Annotated in this window: 22 protein-coding genes and 1 riboswitch; of the genes, 8 read left to right on the forward strand and 14 right to left on the reverse strand. The window is 42.8% G+C overall.

Features of this window, described 5'->3' with window-relative positions:
* Positions 1 to 33: 33 nt before the first annotated feature.
* The 9 genes from SK578_RS09375 to uvrA form a co-directional block, all read right to left on the reverse strand.
* The gene (locus SK578_RS09375) at positions 34 to 1,284 is read right to left on the reverse strand and encodes a folylpolyglutamate synthase/dihydrofolate synthase family protein (protein ID WP_042751755.1); all 1,251 of its coding nucleotides are present in this window, start codon (positions 1,282 to 1,284) and stop codon (positions 34 to 36) included.
* 256 nt (positions 1,285 to 1,540) lie between these two features.
* Complete coding sequence (locus SK578_RS09380) at positions 1,541 to 1,846, reverse strand: DUF1292 domain-containing protein (RefSeq protein WP_000017620.1); 306 nt, start codon at positions 1,844 to 1,846, stop codon at positions 1,541 to 1,543.
* 15 nt (positions 1,847 to 1,861) lie between these two features.
* Positions 1,862 to 2,281 carry a Holliday junction resolvase RuvX gene (ruvX, locus tag SK578_RS09385; protein WP_004239076.1) on the reverse strand — a complete coding sequence of 140 codons (420 nt, stop codon included), beginning with the start codon at positions 2,279 to 2,281 and terminating at the stop codon, positions 1,862 to 1,864.
* A gap of 3 nt (positions 2,282 to 2,284) precedes the next feature.
* Complete coding sequence (locus SK578_RS09390) at positions 2,285 to 2,551, reverse strand: IreB family regulatory phosphoprotein (protein WP_000507059.1); 267 nt, start codon at positions 2,549 to 2,551, stop codon at positions 2,285 to 2,287.
* Between the two features lie 86 nt (positions 2,552 to 2,637).
* Positions 2,638 to 3,207, reverse strand: coding sequence for an SP0191 family lipoprotein (locus SK578_RS09395; RefSeq protein ID WP_042751756.1), 570 nt, complete (start codon positions 3,205 to 3,207; stop codon positions 2,638 to 2,640).
* Positions 3,208 to 3,273: 66 nt separating this feature from the next.
* Complete coding sequence (spx, locus tag SK578_RS09400; protein WP_000591165.1) at positions 3,274 to 3,672, reverse strand: transcriptional regulator Spx; 399 nt, start codon at positions 3,670 to 3,672, stop codon at positions 3,274 to 3,276.
* A gap of 135 nt (positions 3,673 to 3,807) precedes the next feature.
* Positions 3,808 to 6,468 carry a magnesium-translocating P-type ATPase gene (mgtA, locus tag SK578_RS09405; RefSeq protein WP_042751757.1) on the reverse strand — a complete coding sequence of 887 codons (2,661 nt, stop codon included), beginning with the start codon at positions 6,466 to 6,468 and terminating at the stop codon, positions 3,808 to 3,810.
* Between the two features lie 193 nt (positions 6,469 to 6,661).
* A riboswitch (M-box (ykoK) riboswitch) is annotated at positions 6,662 to 6,814 on the reverse strand.
* 56 nt (positions 6,815 to 6,870) lie between these two features.
* Positions 6,871 to 7,932, reverse strand: coding sequence for a M24 family metallopeptidase (locus SK578_RS09410; protein WP_042751758.1), 1,062 nt, complete (start codon positions 7,930 to 7,932; stop codon positions 6,871 to 6,873).
* Positions 7,925 to 10,756 (reverse strand): excinuclease ABC subunit UvrA, encoded by a 2,832-nt coding sequence (gene uvrA / locus SK578_RS09415; RefSeq protein ID WP_042751759.1) that lies wholly within the window; start codon positions 10,754 to 10,756, stop codon positions 7,925 to 7,927. Before uvrA ends, SK578_RS09410 begins: the two co-directional genes overlap by 8 nt.
* Before the next feature lie 131 nt (positions 10,757 to 10,887).
* Here uvrA and SK578_RS09420 point away from each other — a divergent pair, with 131 nt between their 5' ends.
* From SK578_RS09420 to SK578_RS09440, 5 genes are all read left to right on the forward strand, one after another.
* Positions 10,888 to 11,832 carry a magnesium transporter CorA family protein gene (locus SK578_RS09420; RefSeq protein ID WP_000815623.1) on the forward strand — a complete coding sequence of 315 codons (945 nt, stop codon included), beginning with the start codon at positions 10,888 to 10,890 and terminating at the stop codon, positions 11,830 to 11,832.
* Between the two features lie 11 nt (positions 11,833 to 11,843).
* On the forward strand, positions 11,844 to 12,521 hold the full coding sequence (locus SK578_RS09425) for a DUF1129 domain-containing protein (protein ID WP_042751760.1): 678 nt from the start codon (positions 11,844 to 11,846) through the stop codon (positions 12,519 to 12,521).
* A gap of 15 nt (positions 12,522 to 12,536) precedes the next feature.
* Positions 12,537 to 12,884 (forward strand): hypothetical protein, encoded by a 348-nt coding sequence (locus tag SK578_RS09430; protein ID WP_000331824.1) that lies wholly within the window; start codon positions 12,537 to 12,539, stop codon positions 12,882 to 12,884.
* A 161-nt stretch (positions 12,885 to 13,045) separates the two neighbouring features.
* The gene (locus SK578_RS09435; RefSeq protein WP_042751761.1) at positions 13,046 to 14,080 is read left to right on the forward strand and encodes a S66 family peptidase; all 1,035 of its coding nucleotides are present in this window, start codon (positions 13,046 to 13,048) and stop codon (positions 14,078 to 14,080) included.
* A gap of 105 nt (positions 14,081 to 14,185) precedes the next feature.
* The gene (locus SK578_RS09440) at positions 14,186 to 14,449 is read left to right on the forward strand and encodes a SemiSWEET family transporter (RefSeq protein ID WP_000166114.1); all 264 of its coding nucleotides are present in this window, start codon (positions 14,186 to 14,188) and stop codon (positions 14,447 to 14,449) included.
* Positions 14,450 to 14,533: 84 nt separating this feature from the next.
* Here the strand turns inward: SK578_RS09440 and SK578_RS09445 are convergent, their stop codons facing one another.
* The 3 genes from SK578_RS09445 to mutL are packed head-to-tail and all read right to left on the reverse strand — an operon-like array spanning position 14,534 to position 17,665.
* Positions 14,534 to 15,097, reverse strand: coding sequence for a DNA-3-methyladenine glycosylase I (locus SK578_RS09445; protein ID WP_042751762.1), 564 nt, complete (start codon positions 15,095 to 15,097; stop codon positions 14,534 to 14,536).
* Positions 15,098 to 15,106: 9 nt separating this feature from the next.
* On the reverse strand, positions 15,107 to 15,700 hold the full coding sequence (gene ruvA / locus SK578_RS09450) for a Holliday junction branch migration protein RuvA (protein WP_000273417.1): 594 nt from the start codon (positions 15,698 to 15,700) through the stop codon (positions 15,107 to 15,109).
* A gap of 15 nt (positions 15,701 to 15,715) precedes the next feature.
* Positions 15,716 to 17,665: a DNA mismatch repair endonuclease MutL gene (mutL, locus tag SK578_RS09455; RefSeq protein ID WP_042751763.1), complete on the reverse strand. Its 1,950-nt coding sequence runs from the start codon at positions 17,663 to 17,665 to the stop codon at positions 15,716 to 15,718.
* Positions 17,666 to 17,871: 206 nt separating this feature from the next.
* On the opposite strand from mutL, the gene SK578_RS09460 reads away from it, so the two are divergent.
* Both SK578_RS09460 and SK578_RS09465 read left to right on the forward strand, forming a co-directional pair.
* Positions 17,872 to 18,312: a LytTR family DNA-binding domain-containing protein gene (locus SK578_RS09460; RefSeq protein ID WP_042751764.1), complete on the forward strand. Its 441-nt coding sequence runs from the start codon at positions 17,872 to 17,874 to the stop codon at positions 18,310 to 18,312.
* A complete protein-coding gene (locus SK578_RS09465; protein ID WP_042751765.1) occupies positions 18,309 to 18,767 on the forward strand; it encodes a DUF3021 domain-containing protein in 459 nt (152 codons plus the stop codon). The genes SK578_RS09460 and SK578_RS09465 overlap by 4 nt, the downstream gene beginning before the upstream one ends.
* Before the next feature lie 41 nt (positions 18,768 to 18,808).
* Here SK578_RS09465 and mutS read toward each other — a convergent pair whose 3' ends face one another.
* Both mutS and argR read right to left on the reverse strand, forming a co-directional pair.
* Positions 18,809 to 21,343, reverse strand: a complete 2,535-nt coding sequence (gene mutS / locus SK578_RS09470; protein ID WP_042751766.1) for a DNA mismatch repair protein MutS — start codon at positions 21,341 to 21,343, stop codon at positions 18,809 to 18,811.
* A gap of 50 nt (positions 21,344 to 21,393) precedes the next feature.
* Positions 21,394 to 21,840, reverse strand: coding sequence for an arginine repressor (argR, locus tag SK578_RS09475; protein WP_001231476.1), 447 nt, complete (start codon positions 21,838 to 21,840; stop codon positions 21,394 to 21,396).
* 135 nt (positions 21,841 to 21,975) lie between these two features.
* Here argR and argS point away from each other — a divergent pair, with 135 nt between their 5' ends.
* Positions 21,976 to 23,667 carry an arginine--tRNA ligase gene (gene argS / locus SK578_RS09480; protein ID WP_042751767.1) on the forward strand — a complete coding sequence of 564 codons (1,692 nt, stop codon included), beginning with the start codon at positions 21,976 to 21,978 and terminating at the stop codon, positions 23,665 to 23,667.
* Positions 23,668 to 23,739 lie beyond the last annotated feature (72 nt).

A 23,739-nucleotide genomic window follows, 5' to 3' on the forward strand; every position in this document is an offset into this window, starting at 1 on the left:
GTTTCCCTAGTATAACAAGTTCAAAAAATGTGGTCAATTTATCTGCTCACAATCCAGCAGGTAACTCCGTACTTCTGAGATAAAATAGAGAGACCCTGTAACGAACAGCAAGTCCTGCGTATCTGCTCTTGCTTCAAAATTGCTAATAAATTCTCGGTAAGAAGGAACTATATCGTAACCTGTTACATCTGTTTCATCCAAAGAACCTTGATAGTCAAAGCCGGTCACCTTGAGTTCCACCTGAGGCAATTTTTCAGTCAGATAAGCCAACATCCCTTGATAATCCTTCCGTTTCAAGGCTCCAAATAGGATTTGAGGACGATATCTTTCCTGCTCTTTTTCTTTAATAAATTCAACCAAGCGAGTCAAGGCAGGGAGGTTATGAGCACCGTCCAAGTAAATCTGAGGACGAATACGCTCCAAACGCCCAGCCCAATGGGTCTGATTCAAAGCTTGTCTTACAGCCTGTTCATCAACAACTTCCTTTCCTTCCCTCATAAAGAGAAGAAAAGTTTGCAACGCTAAGGCCGCATTTTCCTGCTGATAAGCTCCTTCTAAACCTATTTTCAACTGTGAAAGGTTAGCCAAAGAGCTTGAAAAATCCCCATTCAGCATTGAAAAATCCTGACCTGCCTGATAAAGGTCAACAGCTAAAGAGTCTGCTTTTTTCTGACAAACAAGCCTAGCTTCTGAAGGCAACTTAGCAATCACTGCCTTTTTACCAGCCTTGAAAATACCAGCTTTCTGCTCTGCGATTGCTTCTAGACTATCACCCAAGGTTTCCTGATGGTCTAGCCCGATGGATGTGATAACAGCAATCTTTCCAGTTACCACATTAGTCGTATCAAGTAAGCCACCAATTCCCACTTCTAATAAAACCAAATCCACCTCTTGCTCCCTAAAATAAAGAAAAGCAATCAAGGTCAGCAATTCAAAAAAGGACAACTGATCATGGGTTTGCAGAAGCGTTTTCTCCATCTCCTTGACCTGATTAGCCAAACGGATGAAGTCTGCATCAGCTATTGGTTGCCCGTTAATGCAGATTCGATCATTGATAGAGACGATATGAGGGGAGGTAAAGGTCGCAACTTTTTTGCCATGCCCCATAAATAACTCCCTCATAAAAGCAATGGTAGATCCTTTTCCATTAGTCCCGGTTACATGAATAATAGGATAAGACTTCTCGGGATTCCCCAACAAATCCACCGCTTGTTGCATTCGGCCCAAACCTGATCGAAAATTCAAACCAATTCGACTATGGAGCCATTCTTCTACTTCAAACATATACATCTCCTTAATTACAGGTTCAATCAACTGCCTCAATAAAGTCTCATAACTAACAAAAACGAGGCCAGGATTTTCGTCCCGACCTCTTACCTGGTTAGCTAATAACTAGCTACTATGAAGTTAACGTGGGGTAAACACGTCCACTGAATGTGCCTGCGTTTCTAATTTCTAGCGCAGGGCTAAAAACGTCCCCCGGACGTTCCAACTCTTCCCAATTTCTGGGAGTTGGGCTGATACAGTCTCCCAGACTGTATCACTCCTCCATAAAGCTGTTGAAGACTTCTTCAATCATGTTCCATTCGTCTTCTGAGTCTTCTGGAATTGGTTGCAATTCGCCTTCTGTTCCATCTTCGTTTTCGATGAACGAGTAAGCTTGGATTTCAACTTGTCCGTCTTCGTCTTCTTCTGCATTAACTGGTACTAGAAGAACATAGTTTTTACCAAATTCTTCTTTTCCGTCAATGGTCAAAAGGATTTCAAACAAGGTTTCATTTCCTTGCTCATCTACTAGTGTGATTAGTTCACGTTCTTCGTGGTCGTGGTTATGATCGTGTGACATAGCCTCTCCTTTGTATTAAAATTTTCTATCTAAATAATTTTGTAAAATCAGCTGAGCTGCTAATTTATCAATGACTTTCTTGCGCTTGTTACGGCTAATATCTGCTTGTTCAATCAACATACGCTCTGCGGCAACTGTTGTCAAGCGTTCATCTTGATAGTCTACTGGTAAACCAAAAAGCTCTTCCAGCTTTGCTCCGTAGGCTTGACTAGCTTCCACGCGCGGTCCGCTTGTATTGTTCATGTTTTTAGGCAAGCCCACTACAAATCGTTCCACCTTGTAAGTATCAACCAACTCCTTAACGCGGTCAAAACCAAATTGACCTTGCTCCTCATTGATTTGGATGATTTCAAGTCCTTGAGCTGTAAAACCAAGCGGATCGCTAATCGCCACCCCTACCGTTTTTGAACCGACGTCCAATCCCATAATTCTCATAGGTTATAGATCGACTCCTTGTCCTTTAAGGTAGTAGCGGACTAATTCCTCAACGATTTCATCACGCTCATACTTACGGATTTGATTTCGTGCATTATTATAACGAGGAACGTAGGCAGGGTCTCCACTCAATACGTAACCTACGATTTGGTTAATTGGGTTGTAGCCCTTATCGTTCAACGAAGCATAAACATCAGTCAGAGTTTCGCTAATTTCTTTTTTATTGGAATCGTCCAATTTAAAACGTACTGTTTCTTCAGTAAATCCCATTCTAACACCCTCTTTCCTTAGAATAGTACCATTATAGCATAATTCCTTACGTTCTACAATTCAGGCAGTCTATTTATTTGGATTTTCTACTGTTCTGTCGCACCATTTGCCAATCTGTCTGCTACATATTGACTCGGTTCATTTTTCAAAAGATTTTCCAAGCCAATATTCTTTAAATATTCAACCTGTGAAGCTTTTTTGATATCTAAAACCTGAAAATCATAAGTAGTTGTTGTTTGAATTTCTGTTTCACTTAGTAGCTTCGTCTCAAGTGTAAAACCTGGCAACTTGCGCGCTTCCTGAATTGAGGTATCTTTACCTTCAGCTTCAATGAGTGCTTTTTGGGTTGCCTCTACACCATGCTCAGTTACAAAAGTCTTCAATTCATCGGTAACTGGTCTTTTTTGAATAATAGTCAAACTTAAAAATTGTTTTCCTTTATATGTGACTGTTTGAATCTGCTGACTGCCGTCTGTTGACTTCGGTAGCATAAATGTTTTTGTAACTACTGTATTCTTCTCAGCATTCTCTAGGACAGGTAAAGTTGACTGTAACGTTTCAGATTTACTGCTAGAGGACGCAGTTGTCGCTTTTTTTTGTCCACATCCAGCAAGCAAGAAAAGTAGTGCAAAACTTGTAATCAGTATTTTTTTCATAATTCCTCACATCATTTTTGAATTAAAAGAGCAAACAAGGCTAGGAAGCACTCCCAGCCTTGATGTTTATAGAGCTGCACGCAAACGTGCTTCTGCATTTTCTACATTACGGACAGAGCGTGGTAGGAAGGCACGAATATCGTCTTCCTTATAGCCAACTTGCAGGCGTTTTTCATCTACAAGGATTGGGCTCTTTAAAATTCTCGGTGTTTCCATAATCAGATTGAGAACTTCGTTGACACTCAAATCTTCAATATCCACTCCAAGGGCTTTAGCATAGCGATTTTTAGACGAAACGATGCTGGCTATTCCGTTATCTGTTTTGGTTAGAATATCCAGTAATTCTTCTCTCGTAATTCCTTCTTTACCAAGGTTTTGTTCTTTATAACTTAACTGGTGGGCATTGAGCCAGGTTTTTGCTTTTTTACAGCTAGTACAACTTGAGACTGTATAAATTTTAATCATGTACCTACCCCTTTCGCTACATGTTACTATCAGTTTAGTCTATTATACCATAAAAAACATCCGACTTGCGACCTATTTTTAAATTTTTTTGACTTTTTTCGTCATTTTCGTACTTTTTTCTTGACAAAATGAAATTTACAGCCATTCTTTATATTTATTGATATAGATTTTTTTCACAATTGTCACGCTAATCATGTACAAAATGATGATGAAAAGCAAAAAGATGAAATAGATCGGCTTCAAAGGAGTTAGATGAAGAAGGCTAGCTAGTGGACTGTAGGGAAGGAAGGTCACAAAGGCTGCAGCCAATAAGGTTGTCACAAGGACTAGCCAAGCTGGACGACTTTGTAAAAAAGGAATTTTGGCTGAACGCAACATATGGATAACCATAGTCTGCGACCACATGGACTCGATAAACCAACCTGTCTGAAACAAGACAATAAATCCTACGGCAGACTCCGCTCCATGGACATAAGCTTGACCTGTTGTCATGGGTACAATGATAAAATAGAGCAAAATAAAGGTCAAAATATCAAAGGCGGAAGAGATAGGTCCCGTCCAAATCATGAAACGTGTGATGGACTTAGCTTCCCAGGTATGCGGATTTCTCAAAAAATCTTTATCCACCTTGTCAAAAGGCAAGGCAATACAAGACAAATCATAGACTAGATTTAGGATAATTAAATGGACTGGAGCCATCGGTAAAAATGGTAAAAAGATTCCAGAAACCAAAAGGGATAAGATATTCCCAAAATTAGAACTCACTGTCATTTTGATATATTTGGTCATATTGGCATAGACCTTACGACCTTCAACAAGTCCTTTTTCCAGCACCATGAGATCCTTATCAAGTAGGATAACATCAGCTGTTTCTTTGGCAATATCTACTGCTGTATCAACAGAAATCCCCACATCTGCAACTTTCATAGAAGGAGCATCATTGATTCCATCCCCCATATAGCCTACAGCATGACCATTAGCCTTAAATTGCAAAATAATCCTTGCTTTTTGGTCAGGTGAAAGTTTGGCAAAGACTGTTACCTCCTCTACGGCTTGGGCCAATTCTTGATCACTCATCTGATCAATTTCAGATCCTAACAGCATCTGATTGATATCCAAACCAACCTTTTCACAGACTGCTTGGGTAACTTTTTCGTTGTCTCCCGTCAAAATTTTTGTTTGAACTCCATGTTCTAACAGAGCCTTAATTGCTGGTGCTGCAGATGGTTTAGGAGGATCTAGGAAGGCTAAATAACCAGTTAGAATCATATCCCCTTCATCATCAACTGTATAGGCATGACCTTCCCTCAAACCTGACTTATAGGCCACTCCCAAGACACGCAAACCTTGTTGATTTAGTTGTCTGACTTCTGCTAAAATTTCTTCTCTAATAGTATCTGTCAAGGGAGTAATCACTCCATGGTATTCCGCATGACTGGAAATCATCAACATTTCCTCTAGGGCACCCTTGGTTACCAAACTGACAACTTCGTGTTCATCCTTAACGATAACACTCATCCGTCTACGTTCAAAATCAAAGGGAAGCTCATCTATTTTTTGAAAAGTTTGAGCCAGATTTTGGAGGATATCGTGTTCTTTTGCTTCCTTTTCAGTCCGTTTGATGATGGCTCTGTCCATCAAATTTTTCAAACCCGTTTGAAAATAAGAATTGAGATAAGCTCGTCTCAAGACAGTCAAGTCCAAGCGTCCGTGGATGTCCAAGGGATATTCAAGGACAATTTCGTCTTGGGTTAGAGTTCCTGTCTTATCTGTACACAAAATATCAATCGCCCCTAAGTCCTGTATGGCATTGAGTTTCTTGATAACCACTTTTTCCTTGGCCATAATAATGGAGCCTTTTGCTAGACTGGCCGTGATAATCATAGGAAGCATCTCAGGTGTCAATCCAACACCAACACTCAAAGCAAATACGCCAGCTTCCAGCCAGTCACCATCTGTTAAACCATTGGACAAGAAAACGATGGGCACCATGACCAGCATCAAACGAATCAAGAGCCACGAAATACTATTCATTTCCCGTTCAAACGAAGTAGGCTCATCATAGGTGTTCAAAGTCTGTTCAATGGCCCCCATCATGGTATCATCACCAACTGCTAAAACCACGGCCTTGGCACTACCAGATAAGACATTGGTTCCCATAAAGGCGAGCGCTTCTGCTTCTAGCAGACTATCAGATTGTTGAACTGTTGCCTTGGTCAAGGCCAATTTTTCAACCGATTCACTTTCACCTGTCAGGCCCGACTGTTGTACAAAGAAATCGCGCGACTCAAATAAAAGAAGATCTGCTGGAATCATGTCTCCAGCGCTTAATTTAACCACGTCACCTACTACCAAATCATCGATAGGTACTTCTTGAACTTCTCCTTGACGAATGACAGTCGCTGTGTTAATAATCATTTTTGAAAGATTGGTCGCAGCCTTATCACTACGGAGTTCTTGGACAAAGCGTATGCCACCAGAAATGAGGACTAGGACAACGATGATGATAGAGGTCGTCGGATCTTCTTGTCCAGGCTTCGCCAACCAGACATTGGTCACCATGGAGATCATAGCGATGACCAGCAGGATGATTGTAAATGGATTGATAATCGATTCGTAAATCTTTTTGAGGATACTGTCTTCTTGACCCTTTGTGATGGTATTTTCGCCATATAGGTCACGATTTTTCTCCACCTGCTCCTCAGTCAATCCTGTTAGACTTGTCTTATAAAAAGATAGAGTTTCGTTTAAAGATGTATGAATAGCTGTTGCTAATCTTTCTTTTGTAGTTTTCATTGGTTTCTCCTATCTGTATGAATGATGTGTTTCATACACAGAGACCAATCACTTTATAAGGGCTGAACGACACAAATCAGCGATTGGCTGTGTATGCGCGGTTCCGGATGATCGTCAATTTGCATCGTCTATCTCCTTTCTTTGATTTAAACAGTAGAAAATCCCACCATAAAATGGCAGGATTAAAAAACTAACTATCTGTTTTTCGTTCAAGCTTTAACTCCATAGGGCAATGTAATGAGCTTAGTCTTGGCCTTCGCGACCAGGACTGTTGACCAACGAGTAGTGTCTCCACTGCTTTGCGGTAGTCATCCGTATCCCTATGGTAGCCTCACCTACCGTTTTCGTCTTTCAGTATAAACCTTTAAAATTTAAAAGTCAATCATTTGAGTTGTTTAACTCTTAGATAACTATCAACTCTTTTGGAGCAAGGGTCAACAATTCACAACCTGTCTCTGTAATCAGGATATCATCCTCGATACGAACGCCATATTTGCCTTCGATATAGATACCTGGTTCATCGGTCAAGGCCATACCCGCCTTAATAGTTTCGGTAGATGTTTGGCTAAAGTATGGTTCCTCATGAATATCCAGCCCAATACCGTGTCCAATACCGTGAGTAAAGTAGTCGCCATAACCTGCCTCAATGATAATATCACGAGGGATTTTGTCAAAGTCACGGAAGCCTAAGCCTGCCTTGGCTTGATCGATCAAGGCTTGGTTGGCTTTGAGAACCGTATTGTAAATCTCTGCCTGCTCATCGCTGACATGCCCCAGATAGATAGTCCGTGTCATATCACTGACATAGTGGTCATAAAGGCAACCGAAGTCCATAGTAACGGCTTCTCCTAGTTCCACTGGTTTGTGCATTGGATGGGCATGGGGTTTAGAAGAATTGATACCGCTAGCTAGAATGGTGTCAAAAGACAAGCCAGATGCTCCCAACTCACGCATGCGGAAGTCAAGGAAGTTGGCAATCTCAATCTCAGTCTTTCCTGGTTTGATAAAGTCAAGTGCATCGCGGAAAGCTTGGTCTGATATAGAACAAGCCTTGCGAATAGCTGCAATCTCCGCTTCATCCTTAATCATTCGAAGACCTTCAACAAACTGAGTCTGTGGAAGCAAGTCAATTCCTTCAAAGGTTGCCTGCATACGGTGATAATAAGACACTGAAATCTCGTCCTCAAAACCGATTCGAGACAAGCCCATATCCTTAACAATTCCTGCAATGACAGCCAATTCATCACGGTCAGCCACAATCTCAAAACCACTGGTTTCTTGCTTAGCTGCAATGATATAGCGAGAGTCTGTCACCAAGACCTGACGATCACGACTGATGAAGACTGTTCCGTTTGAGCCCCAAAAACCAGTCAGGTAATAGACGTTTTTAAGGTTATTGATGATGATACCATCTAGTTCTTTTTCTTGCATTTTAGCTAGAAATGCTTGTACACGTTTATTCATGTTTTAATTTTCCTTTCAAATAGTGTCCTGTGTAGCTAGCTTCATTAGCTGCTACTTCTTCTGGAGTGCCTGTTGCGATGATAGTTCCCCCACCAACACCGCCTTCAGGCCCCAGGTCAATAATATGGTCTGCTGTCTTGATAACATCCAGATTGTGCTCAATGACAAGGACTGTATTGCCATCGTCAACAAAGCGAGCCAAGACTTTAAGCAAGCGAGCGATATCCTCTGTATGGAGTCCTGTCGTTGGCTCATCCAGAATGTAGAAAGATTTTCCTGTTGAGCGTTTGTGGAGTTCGCTAGCCAACTTCATACGCTGGGCTTCTCCCCCAGAGAGGGTCGTAGCTGGTTGCCCTAACGTTACATAGCCCAGCCCCACATCCTTGATAGTCTGAAGTTTACGTTGAATTTTCGGAATGTGTTGGAAGAATTCCACCGCATCGTTGACAGTCATATCTAAGACCTGAGAGATATTCTTTTCCTTGTAGTGAACTTCTAGGGTTTCACTGTTGTAGCGAGTTCCGTGACAGACTTCACAAGCAACGTAAACATCTGGCAAGAAGTGCATCTCAATCTTGATAATCCCGTCACCTGAGCAGGCTTCACAGCGACCACCTTTGACGTTGAAACTGAAACGCCCCTTCTTGTAGCCACGAATCTTAGCTTCAGTTGTCTGGGCAAAGAGGTCACGTATATCGTCAAAAACTCCCGTATAGGTAGCAGGGTTAGACCTTGGCGTTCGTCCGATAGGACTCTGGTCAATGTCAATCAAGCGGTCTACATGCTCAATCCCTGTAATGGTTTTAAACTTACCTGGTTTGTCTGAATTGCGGTTGAGCTTCTGGGCAATAGCTTTTTTGAGGATACTGTTGATCAAGGTCGATTTCCCTGAACCTGATACACCTGTCACCGCGATGAATTTTCCTAGTGGGAAGCAAGCTGTGACATTTTGCAAGTTGTTCTCACGCGCTCCTGTAATCTCGATAAAACGACCATTCCCCACACGGCGCTCTTCTGGCACTGGAATGGCACGTTTACCTGACAAGTACTGGCCTGTGATAGACTTGCTGTTGCGAGCCACCTGTTTGGGCGTACCTGCAGCGACAATCTCTCCACCAAAAACACCGGCACCGGGACCAACGTCAATCAGATAATCCGCCTCACGCATGGTATCTTCGTCATGTTCTACCACGATGAGAGTATTACCCAAATCACGCATCTTTTTGAGACTGGCAATCAGACGATCATTGTCCCTCTGATGAAGACCGATTGACGGCTCATCTAGGATATAGAGGACACCTGATAGGTTAGAACCAATCTGGGTTGCCAAGCGAATACGCTGACTTTCCCCACCTGAAAGGGTTCCTGCTGAACGAGACAGAGTCAGATAGTTAAGACCCACGTTATTAAGGAAGGTCAAACGGTCCTTGATTTCCTTGAGAATAGGACGAGCAATGATGGCTTCATTTTCAGACAAGGTCAGCTGGCTCACCAAGTCCAAGTGGTCTGCGATAGACAGGTCTGAAATTTCACCGATATGTGGCCCTTGCTCGCCACCAACACGGACAGACAAGGCCTGGTCATTGAGACGATATCCGTGACAAGTTCCGCAGGTCAATTCATTCATATAGAGGCGCATTTGAGTGCGTGTGTAATCACTATTAGTTTCATGATAGCGACGCTTGATATTAGTGACAACTCCCTCAAAAGGAATGTCGATATCGCGCACACCACCAAATTCATTTTCATAGTGGAAATGGAATTCCTTGCCATCTGAGCCGTAGAGAATCAAGTTCTTGTCTTCTTCTGACAAGTCCTCAAAAGGCTTATCCATATCCACTCCAAATGCCGTCATGGCCTGCTCTAGCATGTTTGGATAGTAGTTAGATGAGATAGGATTCCAAGGAGCCAAGGCTCCCTCACGTAAGGTTTTGCTGGCATCTGGTACTACCAAATCAGTATCCACCTCCAGCTTGATGCCCAAGCCATCACACTCACTACAAGAACCAAAAGGAGCATTGAAGGAGAAGAGACGCGGCTCTAACTCTGGAACAGTAAAGCCACAAACTGGACAGGCATAATGCTCAGAGAACAACAACTCAGAGTCGTCCATAGTGTCGATAATGACATAACCTTCTGCAATACGAAGGGCAGCCTCAATGGAATCAAAGAGACGACTACGGATACCCTCCTTGATGACAATACGGTCAACCACGACATCGATATTGTGTTGCTTACTCTTAGACAACTCTGGCACTTCGGTTACATCATAGACTTCACCATCCACACGGACACGAACATACCCATCTTTCTGAACCTTCTCAATAACACTCTTATGTTGGCCTTTTTTCTTGCGGATGACAGGGGCCAAGATCTGCAAGCGCTGGCGTTCAGGCAATTCTAAAACCTTATCCACGATTTGCTCCACAGAAGAAGCCTTGATAGCTCCATGCCCGTTAATACAGTAAGGCGTCCCCACACGTGCGTAGAGGAGACGCAGATAGTCATTGATTTCAGTCGTTGTTCCCACCGTCGAGCGAGGATTTTTACTAGTCGTTTTCTGGTCGATGGAAATAGCGGGGCTGAGACCATCAATAGCATCTACATCAGGCTTCTCCATATTCCCCAAGAATTGACGAGCGTAGGCTGACAAACTCTCCACATAGCGACGTTGACCCTCCGCATAGAGGGTATCAAAGGCCAGACTGGATTTCCCTGAACCTGACAAGCCGGTCACGACAACCAACTTGTCTCGTGGAATTTCCACGTCAATATTTTTTAAATTATGGGCACGCGCCCCATGAATGACAATTTTATCTTGCATCTTTGTTCTTTCTAGTCCATTATTGCTTACCATTATACCAAAAAAAGTGAGATTCTATTACCCAAAAGGCTGAATTTATAGTATAATAGTACGGTGTGAAAAAATCTGAAAAATGAGAAAGGATAAGGGATATGAAACAAGTTTTTCTCTCTACAACAACTGAATTTAAAGAGATCGATACGCTTGAACCGGGTACTTGGATCAATCTCGTCAATCCGACTCAAAATGAATCACTCGAAATCGCTAACGCCTTCGATATTGATATTGCCGACCTTCGTGCACCACTCGATGCGGAAGAAATGTCTCGTATTACCATCGAAGATGAGTATACTTTGATCATCGTGGACGTGCCGGTCACAGAAGAAAGAAATAACCGCACCTACTACGTAACCATCCCGCTTGGTATTATCATCACTGAGGAAACCATTATCACTACTTGTTTGGAACCATTACCGGTCCTCGATGTCTTTATCAACCGTCGCTTGCGTAATTTCTATACCTTCATGCGCTCACGTTTTATCTTCCAGATTCTCTATCGCAATGCAGAACTTTACCTAACAGCCCTTCGTTCGATTGACCGTAAGAGTGAACAAATCGAAAGTCAACTGCATCAATCAACTCGTAATGAAGAATTGATTGAGCTCATGGAATTGGAAAAAACTATCGTCTATTTCAAGGCCTCCCTCAAAACAAATGAGCGCGTGATTAAGAAATTGACCAGCTCAACCAGCAATATCAAGAAATACCTTGAGGACGAAGACCTGCTTGAAGATACCCTGATTGAAACCCAACAGGCCATCGAGATGGCAGACATTTATGGAAACGTCTTACATTCTATGACAGAGACCTTCGCCTCTATCATTTCTAACAACCAGAACAACATCATGAAAACCTTGGCCCTTGTGACCATCGTCATGTCCATCCCAACCATGGTCTTTTCTGCCTACGGGATGAACTTTAAGGATAATGAAATCCCCCTAAACGGAGAGCCAAATGCCTTCTGGTTAATCGTCTTTATCGCCTTTGCTATGAGTGTCTCGCTCACTCTCTATCTCATCCATAAAAAATGGTTCTAAGAGGAGTTCCTATGTCTCAGATTGATCTACAAAAATTAACCAAGAAAAACCAAGAGTTTGTCCACATCGCTACCCAACAATTCATCAAAGATGGGAAAACAGACGCTGAAATCAAGGCTATTTTTGAGGAAGTTATTCCCCAAATCCTTGAAGAGCAAGCCAAGGGTACGACTGCTCGTTCCCTCTACGGTGCACCGACCCACTGGGCGCACAGCTTCACTGTCAAGGAGCAATATGAAAAAGAGCATCCAAAAGAAAATGATGATCCAAAACTCATGATTATGGATTCAGCCCTTTTCATCACTAGCCTCTTTGCCCTCGTCAGCGCCCTCACAACCTTCTTTGCGGCAGATCAAGCTTTCGGCTATGGATTTGTCACTCTCCTATTAGTTGGACTTGTTGGTGGATTTGCCTTCTACTTGATGTACTACTTTGTTTACCAATACTATGGACCAGATATGGACCGCAGTCAACGTCCACCTTTCTGGAAATCTGTACTGGTTATCCTAGCTTCTATGTTTCTTTGGTTGCTTGTCTTCTTTGCAACAAGCTTCCTACCAGCTAACCTTAACCCAGTACTTGCTCCATTACCACTAGCTATTATCGGAGCATCCCTCCTAGCCCTTCGCTTTTATCTCAAGAAACGCTTGAACATCCGCAGCGCAAGTGCAGGACCAACACGTTACTAAGAAAAGGAAAGAGCTATGGCATATAGTCAATCTTTAGCTCAGCAGATTCGAAAAATTCTAGCGCTCAAACTTCCTCCCCAAATTTTCGAAGAAGAGCTAGAAGAAAAGAAGCTGTTTGGTGGCCTGGCCTTTATGATTCGTGGTAAAATGGTCCTTACTGTCAGTTCCAGAAAGGATGAACTGGTTATGGTCAGAATTGGCAAGGAAATGGAGAAGCAAGTTCTACCCCGAACAGGAGCTCATACTACATTGATGAGGGGGCGCCTTTATCATGGGTATATAGACTTAGATATAGAAGGCCAAAAAGAATTGCCTTACTGGATTGATTTGGCTCTCTCCTATAATCAAGAGTTGACCAAGTAACTCATATCTAGCGAGATTACTGATTAGAAAACGAAAAGCAACTGCACCAGCGGTTGCTTTTTCACTTGCTTGCCTACAAGCTTCCCTCTACCCTTTTCCCTATAGTTTTCTCCCATCTTTTATGATAAAATAGGCTCAATCAATTTCTAGGAGGAAGAAATATGGTTTCTACTATTGGTGTTGTTAGTTTATCTAGTGGCATTATCGGAGAGGACTTTGTCAAACACGAAGTGGACTTGGGTGTCCAACGTCTCAAGAACCTGGGACTCAATCCTACCTTTTTGCCTCATTCGCTAAAAGGATTAGACTTTATCAAGGACCATCCTGAAGCTCGTGCAGAGGATTTAATTCATGCCTTTTCTGATGATAGCATCGACATGATCCTATGCGCCATCGGTGGAGACGATACCTATCGCTTACTACCTTATCTTTTTGAAAATGACCAACTACAAAAGGTTATCAAACAAAAAATTTTTCTTGGCTTCTCGGATACAACCATGAACCATTTCATGTTGCATAAACTAGGAATCAAAACTTTTTATGGTCAATCCTTCCTAGCAGACATTTGTGAATTGGACAAGGAAGTGCTGACCTATAGCCTCCACTACTTTAAAGAATTGATTGAGACGGGAAGAATCTCAGAAATCCGCCCTAGTGACGTTTGGTATGATGAAAGGACTGACTTCAGTCCCAAGGCTCTGGGGACACCTCGTGTCAGTCATGCAAATACTGGTTTCGAGCTGTTGCGGGGAAATGCCCAGTTCGAGGGAAAAATCCTCGGTGGTTGCCTCGAATCCCTCTACGATATCTTTGACAACTCTCGATACGCAGATAGCACGGAGCTCTGCCAAAAATACAAACTTTTCCCTGACTTGTCAGACTGGGAAGGAAAAATCCTCTTGCTAGAAACAAGCGAAGAAAAGCCTGAGCTGGAAGACTTCAAAAATATGTTGCGGACTTTAAAAGACACTGGTATATTCGAGGTCATCAGTGGACTCTTGGTCGGAAAACCTATGGATGAAACTTTCTATGACGACTATAAAGAGGCACTATTGGATATTATTGACAGCAATATCCCGATTATCTATAATCTAAATGTCGGCCACGCAACTCCAAGAGCAATTGTACCCTTCGGAGTTCACGCCTATGTAGATGCAAAGGAGCAAATCATTCGCTTTGACTATAACAAAAAATAAATAGTTTCTCTATTTTTGTGCTTTTGTATTCGTTTTCGTTACAATTTGTATCTGAATTTATTGCATTTCGCTAATTTCTATGATATCCTTTTGAAGGAGGTGTATATGACAAAACAAAAAATTAATCGAATCGTAGGTTCTATTGGTGCCTTTATTGGAATTATAGTATTTATTGCCTACATACCTCAAATTATCGCTAATTTACAGGGAAATAAAGCTCAACCATTTCAACCTTTATCAGCTGCTATATCTTGCTTAATCTGGGTTATTTATGGATGGACAAAGGAACCTAAGAAGGATTGGATACTAATCATTCCAAATTCAGCTGGTGTTATTTTAGGTGGAATCACTTTTTTGACTTCACTCTAACAAATCTAATAGTATATATAAAAAGCTGGGAAAAATTTCTCAGCTTTTTTCTATATTCTCAGATATGCTAGTTACCTGTACATACTAACGACCGCTTTTCCACTCACAATCATTCTCATGGTCATCAACTAGCCCTGCAGCCTGCATAAAGGACAAAACGGCGACTGGACCCGTGAACTTGAAGCCTCGTTTTTTGAGATCTTTGGCTAATTTCTCAGACAAAGCGGTTTTAGCTGGGGCTTGGCGGTAATCGGGAACATCATTGACGACAGTTTTCCCCTCAACAAAAGACCAAAGATAGGTATCAAAAGAGCCGTACTCTGCCTGTAGTCGTAGAAAGGCTTGGGCGTTATCGCGTGTAGCAAAAATCTTGGCTCTATTTCGGATGATGGCTGGATTCTCCAGCAAGTCTTCTAGTTCAGTGTCGGTCATCTCTGCGACCGCTTGAATTTGATAGCCATGAAAGGCTTCTCGGAAAGCTTGACGTTTGTTGAGCACCGTTTCCCAAGACAGGCCTGCCTGATAGGTTTCCATGCACAATAACTCAAACAATGCTTGGTCGTCATGGAGGGGTTGGCCCCACTCCTCATCATGATAGGCGATATAGAGCTGATTTGTCATCTTGACCCACGAACAACGTTTTATCATGCTCTGCTCCTATTTGACCAACATTTTAAGGGCCGACTTGATATAGTTCTCAGCTGTATCTGTCGTTCCTTCAAAGAATTTCTTGATTTTCTTGAGCTCAGTTGCCTTATAGCCCAGAGCCAGCATGGCTTCCATGGCTTCTTCCAATTCTTGGTTTTCAGCGCTAGCTTGCACTGCTACCTTAGCAGGAAGGTCATCTCCTGCAACTACTACCTTGCCTTCCAAGTCCAGCACCATCTGCTGGGCTGTTTTCTTGCCAATTTTAGGGAATTTGGTCAAGTAGGTGATGTTCTTAGTTTCAATTGCTTGAACCAAGCCAGCATTGTCATCGGCAGCGATGATAGCCAGAGCTGATACAGGACCAATCCCAGAGACCGAAATCAGACTGAGAAAGAGCTTCTTCTCGTCTTCTGAGCGAAATCCATAAAGCAGATGAGCGTCCTCACGCACGACTTGATGCACATAAATCTGAGCCTCCTGATTAACCTGTCCTGAATAGGCATAAGGATTGGCCACATGCAGGATATAACCAATACCGTTGGTTTCAAGAACAATGTATTTGGCAGTAATTTTGGTAATGATTCCTTTTAAATATTCGTACATAGTTTTCCTTTTAGTTTAATATTTCCCCAACTCACGGAGACTGGTGTGATTTTCTTGAATACGTCGGAACATCTTTTCCATATCCGACTTGGTAAAATGCACCAAAACAGGGCGTCCGTGGGGACAGTTATAGGGATTGTCACATTGAGAGAGCTGATAGAGGAGCTGTCTAGCCGAATGGTCGTCAATACGATGGTTGGCCTTGATAGACCGCTTGCAGGACATCATAATAGCCAACTCTGCTCGGTATTTCTTGATAGAAACTTCCTTGGTCAAAAGGAGCATATCGCACATCTCATAGATGCCTGATTCAATCTCTTCTTCTGCCATCCAAATAGGATGTTCACGTAAAATAAATTGATTTTCTCCGTACTCTGCTAGAAAGACCCCAACTTCCTCCAAAAGTGCCATTCTTTCCTTGAGACGAAGGGCATCATCCGCAGGAAATTCAAAGATATAGGGCACTAGGAGTTGCTGCTGGCTCTGGTCAACATTGCCAATGCTTTCACGATACTCCTCATACTTGACCCGTTCCTGAGCCGCATGTTGGTCTATGATATAGAGCCCATCTCGCCCTTGGGCAAAGAGATAAGTCCCGTGCATTTGCCCGAAAAATTCCAACTCTGGGAAGCTGGATGATTCTTCTCGCTCCAGCTTGTCATAAGCCTTATCCAGACTAGTTAAATCTAGCTCTGGGTGATCTAGCTGGTCGTAGTTAGCAGGCTTTCTCTCTGCAAAATGCAGTTTAGCTGGCTTGGTCAATTGGTCCAAGGTTTCCTTGGCAAACAAGGTCAAGTCTTGCCCTTCCTCAGTTAATTCTACCTGATAATCAGCCACCTCAGCTTGACTAGGTCTTGTCGACTCAGTTTTCTCATAGTAGAGCGTATTTTCTTTGAGTGGAAGAATGGTCTGCTCCATCTTTTGACGATTGCGCACGGTCGATTTAGCAAGATTTTCCAAGGCATCAGGTATCAAAGTTTGCTCCTTGAGACTGTTTGCAATAGCTTCTGAAACCAGAGTCATCAGTTCCTTTTCCTTGGAAATCCGCACTTCTTGCTTGGTTGGGTGCACATTGACATCCGCTAGATAAGGGTCGATATGAATGTGAATGACAGCCAGTGGAAAACGGCCTACCATAAGCTTACTGCCATAGCCGTCTAGAATTGCACGATTGAGCAGGAAATTCTTTATATAACGGCCATTGATGAAGAGACTGATATAGTTGCGGTTGGCTCGAGTTAACTCAGGTAAGGACACAAAACCTGAAATTTCGAAATCTAGGTCAGAATTTTCAATTTCAATCATCTTCTTGGCACTCGCCAAACCGTAAATCCCTGCGATAGCTTGGCGCAGTTGACCAGTCCCAGCTGTCCGCGTCATTGCCTTGCCATCACTAATCAAACTAAAAGAAATCTCAGGATGGGCCAAACCCAGACGATTGACAATATCAATGATATGAGACAACTCCGCTTGCTGACTCTTCATATACTTGAGGCGGGCAGGCGTGTTGAAAAAGAGGTCCTCCACACAAACCTTGGTTCCCACTGGACTGGTCGCTGGGATGATTTCTTCTACTTCTCCCCCACGCGCGACTAACTTAGTCCCATGACTTGCTTCCTCAACTGCTGTCAAAAGAGTTAAAATGCTGACAGACGCGATAGAGGGCAGGGCTTCACCACGAAAACCAAGCGTCCGAATTCGAAAGAGATCTGCTTGATTTTTTATCTTACTGGTCGCATGACGACGCAAGGCCAATTCCACCTCATCGTGGGCAATTCCATGACCATTATCTGTGATTTGAATCTTCTTGAGACCAGCTTCCTCAATCTCAATGATAATCTGACTAGAACCCGCGTCAATGGCATTTTCTACCAGCTCCTTAACAACGCTAGCTGGACGCTCGATAACCTCTCCAGCTGCAATCTGGTTTGCCAGCACCTCTGGCAATTCAATAATATGAGACATCTTTCAGCCCCTTTCCGTATCTATTTTCCTAGAAATTGATTAGTGCTATTATACCATATTTCAGAAAGGACAGAAAAGCAAGCACCACATAGGAGCCAAATCCCTCCACATAAACAAAGTCCCTTGCCAGGGGCTGAAAAATAGTGTTTAATAAAGGTGTACAGGAAGTGATCACAAACTTGTATAACTAAAAAGGAGAGAAATTTATGAAAGTAGAACTACAGATTAGTGAAACTTACGAAGAGGAAAAGCTGATTGTTCAAGCACCTCAGCCGACAGATAAAGTCCAGAAAGTCATCGAGTTCGCAGAAAATCTGGATTTAACAGAAAAAATCAAAGGGAAAATCGATAATCAGGTCTATCTCGTTAAGATTGGTAAGATACAGCGCTTCTATATCGAGAATCGGAAGGTTCTAGCAGAAACGGCGAGTCAGACCTACAACATTGATTTACGGCTCTATCAAGTCCTTGAACTCCTGCCAACCAATTTTATCCAAATTTCCCAATCAGAAATCATCAATATCAACTCCATCTCTCATCTCAAGCTCACGCCCAACGGTCTGGTAGAAATCTTTCTAAAAAACGAAAGCTTCACCTATTCTTCACGCCGTTATCTAAAAACCATCAAGGAGAAATTAGAACTATGAAAAAACAAATCTTCCACGACGCAGCTACTGGTGTCCTCATCGGCCTCATCCTCTCTATCATCTTTTCACTCATTTATGCACCAAATACCTACTCCCCTTTAAGTCCCGACTCTCTCGTCGGCCAAGTAATGGCTCAACATCAGGTTCACGGTGCCCTGGTCTTGCTCTACTGTACACCGATCTGGGCAGCCATCGGTATTCTCTTCAACTTTGGCAAACGATTATTCAGCCGTGACTGGAGCTTGCTCCGTGCAACTCTGACCCATTTCTTTCTCATGCTGGTTGGCTTTGTCCCACTAGCAACCCTAGCAGGTTGGTTCCCCTTCCACTGGATTTTCTATCTCCAACTCATTATTGAGTTTGCGATTGTCTACCTCATCATTTGGACTATTTCCTATAAAAGAGCATCAAAAAAAGTAGACCATATCAATCAACTCTTGGAGCATAGAAAGTAAGAGCAATAATCCCACTCACAAATGCATGAGTGGGATTATTTTTATAGTTTCTGTTTTAACTCAACCAAGACATTCATAGCTTGCATAGGTGTCATGTTGTATATATCTAGTTTAGCTAATTCTGATAGGATAGGATGCTCTGCTGGCGCGTCAAAGAGTGAAATCTGTTCAGTGACGGTACTTGTCTGCCTCATTGGAGCAAGACTTTCTGTTCCTTGACTCTCTAGCTGAGTCAAAATCTTATCCGCCCTTGCTAAAAGGTCTGCTGGCAAGCCAGCAATCTTGGCAACATGGATACCATAGGATTTATCGGCTGGTCCTGGTTCAATCTTGTGAAGGAAGGTGACCTGCCCATCCTGCTCCAAGGTTGCCACGTGGACATTGACCAAGTGTTGTAAACTAGACTCCAGACTAGTCAACTCATGGTAGTGGGTCGCAAAGAGGGTCTTGGCTCCGATATGCTCGTGAATGTATTCGATGATGGACTGAGCAAGAGCCATTCCGTCATAAGTTGCAGTTCCCCGTCCCAATTCATCAAAAAGAATCAAGGAATTTTTAGTCGCATGCGAAATGGCATTGTTGGCCTCCATCATCTCCACCATAAAGGTTGACTGACCTGAAACCAAGTCATCTGCTGCTCCGATACGGGTAAAAATTGCATCAAAAATCGGTAAATGGGCACTTTCTGCTGGCACATAAGAACCCAACTGGGCCATAACTGCCGTCATGGCTAACTGACGCATATAGGTTGACTTCCCACTCATGTTGGGCCCTGTAATCAGTTGAATACTGGTATCTTCTGCCATCTGAATCGTATTTGGAATATAGGTCTGAGCCCCCATAACCTTTTCAACGACAGCATGGCGCCCTTTCTGGATATCAATCCACGAATTATCTCCAAACTCTGGTCGAATCAAATGCTGGGTTTCAGCTACAACCGCCAGACTTTGCAAGACATCAACCGTTGCAATGCCTTGGGCTAGAGTTTGTAAACGCTGGATGTACTTGCTGACCTCTTCACGAATACGCATAAAAATTTCGTACTCTAGATTAGCTGACTTCTCACGCGCCTCAAGCATATCTCCCTCGATACGGGCTAATTCTTCGGTTCCAAAACGTTCTGAGTTTTTCAGCGTCGCCTTGCGGAAAAAATGGGCTGGCACATTCCCCAGTTGTGAATTGGTCACATGGAAATAGTAGCCATCCTTTTTATTATAGTCAATCTTGAGCGTGCTGATGCCAGAGTTTTCTCTCTCCTTGGCCTCAATCTCAGCAATCCAACCAGTCCCTTCTCTGAGAACGCGACGGTACTTGTCTAAAGTCTCATCAAATCCAGTGCGGATAATGCCACCTTCTGTAATCACATGAGGAGCTTCAGGAGCAATCGCTGCGCTAATCAAACTCTCCAACTCAGGGATTCCATCCAGTTGTTCGATGAGATAAGCTAGAGCAGGTTGCTCCATTCCTTCTAAAATCGCGCGAATCCGTGGCACACTAGACAAAGTAGTCGCCAACTGCAAGAGATCCTTAGGATTGGTTTTGCCAAAAGAAACACGACTAGCCAAGCGCTCAATGTCATAAACACCCTTGAGACTGTCTGTCAAATCACTACGCTCAAAGAAATGGTCGAGAAAGACCTGCACCACTTCTTGGCGTTGGACGATTCGTTCCTTATCAATCAGGGGACGATGAATCCAAGACCGCAAGAGCCGCATACCCATAGCTGTTTTGGTTTCATCCAAAAGCCAGAAAAGACTGCCTTGCTTCTTGCCTGACCGAGCATTCTCAACCAAATCCAGACTGGCCTTGGTCGCATAATCCATCTGCAAGAAATCCTTGATTTCATAACGGATAACAGGTTTGAGGTGGTTCAACTCCCGCATCTGGGTCCGATGAACATACTGGAGCAGCTTACTAGATGCTGCTTGCTCCACAGCTGCCAATCGCGAATCCAGTAAATGAAGGTCTTCAAAGCTTTCTTTTTCATAGGAAAGCACCAGATTCATCTGGCAACTGAGGATTTGTTCTTCTTCCTCAGACAAGTCATAACCCAGCACCACTTCTCGCGCCTTGAGATTACGTACTTCCCCACAAACCAGCGTGAAATCCAATAAACCTGTCACATAAAAGTCACCCGTCACCAGGTCCATATAAGCTAAGCCAAATTGACTGCCATCACGGTCTATGGCAACCAAGAAGTTATTCTGACTGTCCGGCTTACTGCTATCGACCACTGTCCCTGGCGTAATGACCTGAACAACCTCTCGTTTAACAACCCCAACTGCTTGTTTAGGATCTTCCATTTGTTCTGCAATGGCTACCTTGTAACCCTGCTCAATCAAGACATCGATATACTGTTGGGCAGAATGATAGGGGACACCCGCCATAGGAATCGGATTGTCCGCATTCTTATTGCGACTCGTTAAGGAAATTTCCAGAATCTGCGCAGCATTGACCGCATCCTCATAAAATAATTCATAAAAATCACCCATCCGAAAGAGCAAAAACGCATCTGGATATTGCTTTTTAATATCCACATACTGTTGCATGCCGGGTGATAGCTTTTCTGTCGCCATTTTCCGTCTCTCCTTGTCAAAAATAAGTCTTGAGAGTAACTCCCAAGACCTTACTTATCTTTCATCAAATCTAGCAAACGATCTTCCATGAGTTTGGCAACGTGCTGGTCTCGACAAATAACCAATAAGGTATTGGCACCAGCAACTGTTCCTAAAATCCATTCATCCTTGTTTGCATCAACAATATTTGCCAAAACAGAGGCTTCTCCCAATTTGGTATGAAGCACCAAGGTAAACTCTGCTCTTGCAACACCTTCTAAATGATGAGACAAAAATTCCACCAAATCAATCTTTTCTGTCTCATTTGCTAGTACATAATACACCATATCATTTTTCTTGACCTTGGTCAAGCCGATTTCGCGCAAATCACGAGACAAGGTTGTCTGCGTCACAAAGACATTGTGTGCCTCCAACCGATCTTGAATTTCTTTTTGTGTACTTAATTTCTCCTCAGTAATCATTTTTTTTATTAACTGATGACGATCTCTTTTTCTCATAAAATCCTCTTATATGCATATTTATAACTAATTTTATAACTATATTATACCAAAAAAACAGGAGATTTCAAAAATTTTTTCTTCTTTCTTTAAAATTGTGATAAAATAGTAGAAAAGTCCAAAAAGGAGCTCTTAATGAATACAAAAGAATTGATTGCTAGCGAGTTGGCTAGCGTCATTGATAGCCTGGACCAAGAGGCTATTTTAAATTTACTGGAAACCCCTAAAAACTCAGAAATGGGAGACATCGCTTTCCCTGCTTTTTCTCTTGCAAAAGTCGAACGCAAAGCACCTCAAATGATTGCTGCTGAACTGGCTGAAAAAATTAACAGCCAAGCCTTTGAAAAGGTTGTCGCAACAGGACCTTACGTTAACTTTTTCCTTGATAAATCTGCCATTTCTGCTCAAGTATTGCAAGCTGTTATCACTGAAAAAGAACACTATGCTGATCAACATATTGGCAAACAAGAAAATGTTGTTATCGACATGTCTAGTCCCAATATCGCTAAACCATTCTCTATCGGTCACCTGCGCTCAACTGTTATCGGAGATAGCTTATCACATATTTTCCAAAAAATCGGTTATCAAACGGTCAAGGTCAACCATTTGGGAGACTGGGGTAAACAGTTTGGGATGTTGATTGTTGCCTACAAAAAATGGGGAGACGAAGAAGCTGTAAAAGCTCATCCAATCGATGAACTTCTTAAACTCTATGTCCGCATCAACGCTGAGGCTGAAAATGACCCTAGCTTGGATGAAGAAGCACGCGAATGGTTCCGTAAACTTGAAAATGGCGACGAGGAAGCTCTCGCTCTTTGGCAATGGTTCCGTGATGAAAGTTTGGTGGAATTTAACCGCCTGTACAATGAATTGCAGGTTGAATTTGACAGCTACAACGGAGAAGCCTTCTACAACGATAAGATGGATGCAGTTGTAGACATTCTTTCTGAAAAAGGCCTTCTTGTTGAATCAGAAGGGGCCCAAGTTGTCAACCTTGAGAAATATGGAATTGAACATCCAGCCCTTATCAAGAAATCGGATGGTGCAACTCTCTATATCACTCGTGACTTGGCTGCAGCCCTTTACCGTAAAAACGAATACCAATTTGCTAAATCTATCTACGTTGTTGGTCAAGAACAATCTGCCCACTTTAAACAACTCAAAGCTGTTTTGCAAGAGATGGGCTACGATTGGAGTGAAGATATTACTCACGTTCCTTTTGGTTTGGTTACAAAAGAAGGGAAAAAACTCTCTACTCGTAAAGGGAATGTCATCTTACTAGAGCCTACTGTTGCAGAGGCTATTAGCCGTGCCAAGGCTCAAATCGAGGCTAAAAATCCTGAACTAGAAAACAAAGACCAGGTAGCGCATGCTGTTGGGGTTGGAGCCATTAAATTCTATGACCTTAAGACCGACCGTACAAATGGATACGACTTCGACCTAGAGGCTATGGTATCCTTCGAGGGTGAAACTGGACCTTACGTTCAATACGCCTACGCTCGTATCCAATCTATCTTACGCAAGGCGGATTTCAAACCAGAAACAGCTAGCAACTATAGCTTGAATGATGCTGAAAGTTGGGAAATCATCAAACTCATCCAAGACTTCCCACGTATTATCAACCGTGCGGCGGATAACTTTGAACCTTCTATCATTGCTAAATTTGCAATTAGCCTGGCTCAAGCCTTTAACAAATACTATGCACATACGCGCATCTTGGATGAAAGCCCAGAACGCGACAGCCGTCTAGCCCTTAGCTACGCAACCGCAGTCGTTCTCAAAGAAGCACTTCGCTTGCTTGGAGTAGAAGCACCTGAGAAGATGTGATTCAGTTCTAACAATTGGAACTAAAGTTCCTAATTGTTAGACGCTAGCCGCTTATATGCGGACTAGCTAACT

The organism is Streptococcus mitis, from assembly GCF_000722755.1.
In the GTDB taxonomy this organism is placed as follows: Bacteria; Bacillota; Bacilli; order Lactobacillales; family Streptococcaceae; genus Streptococcus; species Streptococcus mitis_CM.